This is a genomic window from Dethiothermospora halolimnae, assembly GCF_037577855.1.
Classification (GTDB): Bacteria; Bacillota; Clostridia; order Tissierellales; family VENL01; genus Dethiothermospora; species Dethiothermospora halolimnae.
In genome coordinates this window covers 1-5,264 of record NZ_JBAKFX010000111.1, presented here as the reverse complement: position 1 = coordinate 5,264, position 5,264 = coordinate 1, and the positions used below count along the sequence as shown (strand labels likewise).

General features: G+C 28.4%; 2 protein-coding genes. Both read left to right on the top strand.

Annotated features, from left to right (window positions below):
- Positions 1–446: 446 nt before the first annotated feature.
- Positions 447–1,343 (top strand): stalk domain-containing protein, encoded by an 897-nt coding sequence (locus V6137_RS20530; RefSeq protein ID WP_425449815.1) that lies wholly within the window; start codon positions 447–449, stop codon positions 1,341–1,343.
- Between the two features lie 57 nt (positions 1,344–1,400).
- Complete coding sequence (locus tag V6137_RS20525; RefSeq protein ID WP_425449814.1) at positions 1,401–4,991, top strand: hypothetical protein; 3,591 nt, start codon at positions 1,401–1,403, stop codon at positions 4,989–4,991.
- The last annotated feature ends 273 nt before the right edge of the window (positions 4,992–5,264 follow it).

Genomic DNA, 5,264 nt, shown 5'->3' with positions numbered 1-5,264 from the left:
TGAAAAAATTTTGAGAAATGTGTGTGAATAAATATAACGTGTATATAATGCTTCTTTCCTTTCCCCTTGCGATTTTTAAAAAAGAAAATAAAAAATGATAAAAAAGAAAAGAAAAAAGAATTATTTTTGATTAATATACTATATGCTTATATAAGTAAAATATTCAAAATTTCTCTTTTAAATATATTTTATTTATCTACAATATATAAATGCTACATTATTATAAAACCAATAAAAAGGTTTAATAATTTAAGGAGGTTAAAAACTAAAAAGGTTGAAAAATAAACATTCTTAAGACATACTAAGAGTATAAAAAATATTTAAAAAAGGTGGTTATAGAGCATAATTTTGTTATAAAAATCTTAAAAATATCTAAAATATAATATAGATAAAAAAACAAAAGAAATTATGTTCTATACAAACAAATTAAAAGGAGGTTAAAAAATATGAAAAAGTTAGCATTAACAAGTATATTAGTATTTTTAATAGTAATTTTAGCAGGAAATAGCATATACGCAAAGGAAAAACAAGCAGATATAAAAATCTTTATAGATAATCAGGAGCTTAAGATTTCTGATGAATATGGAGAACCGTTTATAAACAGTGATAGTAGAACCCTTGTTCCAGCTAGAGCAGTTGTAGAGGGTTTAGGTAAAAAAGTAGATTGGAATGGTGCTAAGCAGGAAGTTATTATAGAAGGGGAACACAAACTAATTATTGGAAGCAATATTATTACAAGTCCAAATTCCATAACTAATATGGACACCCCAGCAATTCTAAAAGATGGAAGAACTTATTTACCTTTAAGATTTATTTCTGAAATTTTCGATTATGAAGTGAAATACAGCTTTAAAGGTTATCACAAAATAGATATTTTTAGAAATCTTGAAGCTCCAGAAATTAAAGAGGATAAAACTTCCTCCGATAAACCAATTCAATTTGATAAAGATCCTGAGCTTAAAAAATATTTCTCTCAATTTTCCAAAACTAAAAAATATGGAAGAAAGAAATATTGGATAAAAAATGGGGAAATTACTTTTGATGATAAGGGAATTTTAGGACCTGCGGGTGCTATAATGTACTTCTATTTTCCTAAGTCAAAATACTACGATTTAACAATTACTAGCATTGATGGAGAAAATGGACAAGTAGCAAAAAAACTACTTCAACATTCATCTAATACTAAAACAGGAAATGAAATATTTAGAAGACTAGACAACGGCTTTAACGGAGATGGTAAATTGGCTATAACAAACAAATGGCTAACTTATGGAGATTACAAATATATATTTTACAAACAAAATATAGGAGTGCAAGTAAAGATAAAAAAGGCAGTTAATTAAAGAAACTGTCTTTTTTATTATTAAATTTATATAAAAAAATGAAAGGAGGACAATTTTGTGAAAAAATTAATATTAACAGTTATTATAATATGTATTGCTACAAGTACAAGTTTATATGCAGATAATTTTGATAAAAAGAATAAAAATGAGGAGGGCTTAGTTTTAGAAAATGGGGATGTTATGCCAATTAAACAAAGTTTTAAAGAGCCTTATACTGGGAAAAGTCATGAATGGAACTTATTTGAGATTACAGATGGGGATGCACTTTTTCTAAAATTAATGGACAGGGAAGTCTATATGCGGAATGGACAGCATATGTATACAACTACAAACAACAAAGGTGATTATACAAATTATTCTCCATTAAAAAAACCAGAAAATTTATATGATATGTTAGATGTTTATATGAATACATACAATCACACAGGAGGAAGTTATATACATAGTTTAAAAAGAAAATACCCTTTAAAGTACCCAGCAGATAGTAGGGTTAAAAAAGGTTATGTAAATAAACCTAACTGGAATTTTAAAGACACAACTGGAGATCTTTATAATTTAGTTATAGACAATAAAGCAAATTCTAAAAAACAATTTTGGAGCGATGGCAGTATAGCAGGGAATTGGAGATACAGCATGAGCTATTTAGGCCAAACACAAGGGAATTTTGCATTTACCAGAGATGTTGGAAAAGGTGCTTACTCAATTAGAAATAGCATAATTGCTGAACCTTGGAAATTGGGTAGGTTTGGTATTGTGGAAGGTGCTTTTAATAAAAGATTTAAAAAAGAATTTGAGCAAACAGGCAAAGTAGGGGAAAAATGGCAATTATGGTATTCTACATTTAAAGCTTTTAATAATAATCTAGAAAACGTTATGCAACAAAAATGTAGATTAAAAGGGTTAAATCCAACATTACAAAACCAAACAAAAATGTTTTTTAAATATTTTAGTGTTATATCTATACCTTCCTATAATAGTTATGGAAAGGCTTACGAAATACATTACAATGGAAGATATTATAGTGGCATACAAACACCACGTTTTACTTCTTTAAAAAATCTGAGAATAGCAAGCAAAGATTACCCTATTGGAAATTATAACACTGTAGAAATTATAGACAAAGAAACAGGGAAGAAATTAAATCCAGAAACAGACATCTTAAAAGCAGGGCAGGAAATAACACAAAAGTTTTTTGTAGGCTTTGAGAATAGCCAAGGTGAAGAAGGAACATACAATAAAGGGATTAAGATTAATAACTATATATTTTTTAATAACAATAAAGATTATTCCCACGCAGATGATTTTGTACCACTTATAGAAAGCGAAAATCATCCTAGAACAAGCTTAAAAAGAGTAGCAAAAGATGGTTTTAGAGTTGAAGGAGATAATATAAACTTAGATAATCCTAAAAATATAGCTATTTATAAGATAGATTATACAGTCCCAGAATACACAGAGGATGGCAATCCATTAAAGCAAATAACATTTACAGGGCAGTTCCCCTATCAAAAAAATTATTATAGAAGTACAGACCAAGTTAAAAATGATAACCAGAAAAAAGAAGATGACGAAAGTAGTATTACATTTAAAGTAGAACCTAAAAACCCGAGCGATTTAATCATAACTGAATTTAAATTACTAGATGATGAAGGCAATACAATAACAAAAGAACAGGGAGTAGAAAGAAATAAATCTTATAAAGCATATATTAAAATTAAAAATGTAGGTAAAAACCCTACTAACAATATAATTAATTCGGGCTTAGTAAATAATTTAGAAAGTCAATATTTCGGAATAGCTAGAGATAGCACAATAGGAGATATTATAAATCCTGAAACACCTAAAATATTACAACCACAAGAAGAATCTGAGTATGTAATAGATATTCACATTCCATTAGAACTTAGTAAAACAAAACTAATTTTAACAAGCTTTATTCCTAATATGTACGATGGTATAGATAATGTATATATAAAAAAAGATGATGTTAGGAGATTGGAGTTCCCCATAAATGGAAGAGAAAATTTAGCTATAACAGCACTTAAATTATATAGTACCGATGGAGAGTTATTTAATACTAAAAATCCTGATAGCTCAACTTACTTTTTTAAGCCTACTAATTCTTATCCTGAAGTGACAGGATATGATGTTTATGTAAAAATGGAAAAAACAGATGGAGAAAAAGAAGTAGTAAATCCAGAAGTTAATTTATATATTAAAAGGACAGATGGTTCGATTGAAACTAAAACTTTAACAGTACCAATAACGTTAAATAAAAATAATAGAGTAGCTGAATATTGGTTAAGAGAACTAAAGGGAGTAGATTTCAAATTTGATTTATTAGCTCAAGTCCCTAAAAAATATAAAGAAATGGGCTTAAATGATTATGAAGATGATGATTCAATCTTAAAGATATATAAATGTGTATTTAATCTAGTTTTAAGAAGCTTTGAGGTAAATCCTCCTAATATAACTTTGGCAGAGGATGAGTATTCTAAAGAACAAAGCTTTGGCTATACAGCAAAAGCTCATATGGAGAGTGATTTTCCTAACTTACAAAATGTTGATAATGTTAAATTTATTGTTCTTATAGATGGCAAAGCAGTTAGAATTAATAATAATAAAAAATATGATTTAGTACATTTTAATAAATCTGGAAGTACAGTTAATATAAATGGAAAAATTGATAAGAGATATGTTAGAGAAGGTAATCATTCTGTTCAAGCTATTATAAATGCAGATAAACAGTATATTGAAACAAAATATGAAACAGATGGAAATGATAAGAATGGAGGTCCTAGTGGATTTAGGGCTTTACCTTACAAAGACAATTGGAAAGGTGATAACTTTAAAGTAATAAAACATAAGCCTGACAGAGAACAAGAATTTGAATGTGAATACATTAGAAAGAGGATAAATTGGGGTCCAGTTACATTTTATTATCATAAAGGTGTAGGAGGAGTTCAACATTCCAAAACTGTTCAAACAGAGAATGGTTCAAAGACGATTAAATGGTGCGATCCTTATGCCGAAGATGTTATAGTTCACGGTAATGATGAATATGATAAAAGTTTCTATGAAACATTTGAAGCCAGAGTAATGTTTGCTTCTCCATCAACAGGTGGAAGATATGTAGATATAACAGGTAGAAAAGGAAAAGTTATAGCAGGACAATGGTTTGACTTCTATATAGAAACAGAATACTATACTAATAGAGATAATATGCCACCACCATCCCCACATGGAGGAGTTTGTGGTAATGTTATAACAAGAAGTCCAGGTTATGTTAGAGTACCAAGTTCTCCACCTTCCATGGAAGATTATAGTGTAAAAGGGGCAGGGCTTGATATAGAGAAACATTATGCTAGACCATATTATAGAAAAGGTTCTTCCTCACATCAAATCAAAAGATTTAGACCGAGATTTGAATCTGATGATTTTGGAGAAACAAATAATAGAATTTATACAGATGAAAGAGCAGTAAATAATACTATTAAAATAACTTATGAAACAGAAGAATTTAAAGGCTATGTTTATGATAGAGATGAGCACCCACAAGGAGACGATGCTTACTTACAATCTTGTGGAACTGGTACTATAGAAATAGTAGATCCTCTACCTATCAAAAGCCAGATAATTAATAATTAGGAAGTATTATAAAGTAGCTTAGTTTTTATTTATGTTATAAAAACTAAGCTATTTTAGTGTCTAAACAATATTCAATTGAGAAATATCATAAAACAATATATAATAATAAATAGTTCACATAATGTCAAGACTTAATATGAAAATTCCACGGGAATCGCATGAAGATTTATTCAAACCAAAACTTTCATCCGAAAATTTTTAAAAGCGACTAGCGTCGTATAAATATGAGATAAGATGTTAACTAATTTTGAAAAGAAGTATAATGTCTAACCT

Coding starts and splice junctions, on each gene's coding strand:
- V6137_RS20530 (WP_425449815.1), top strand. CDS start 447: ATGAAAAAGTTAGCATTAACAAGTATATTAGTATTTTTAATAGTAATT.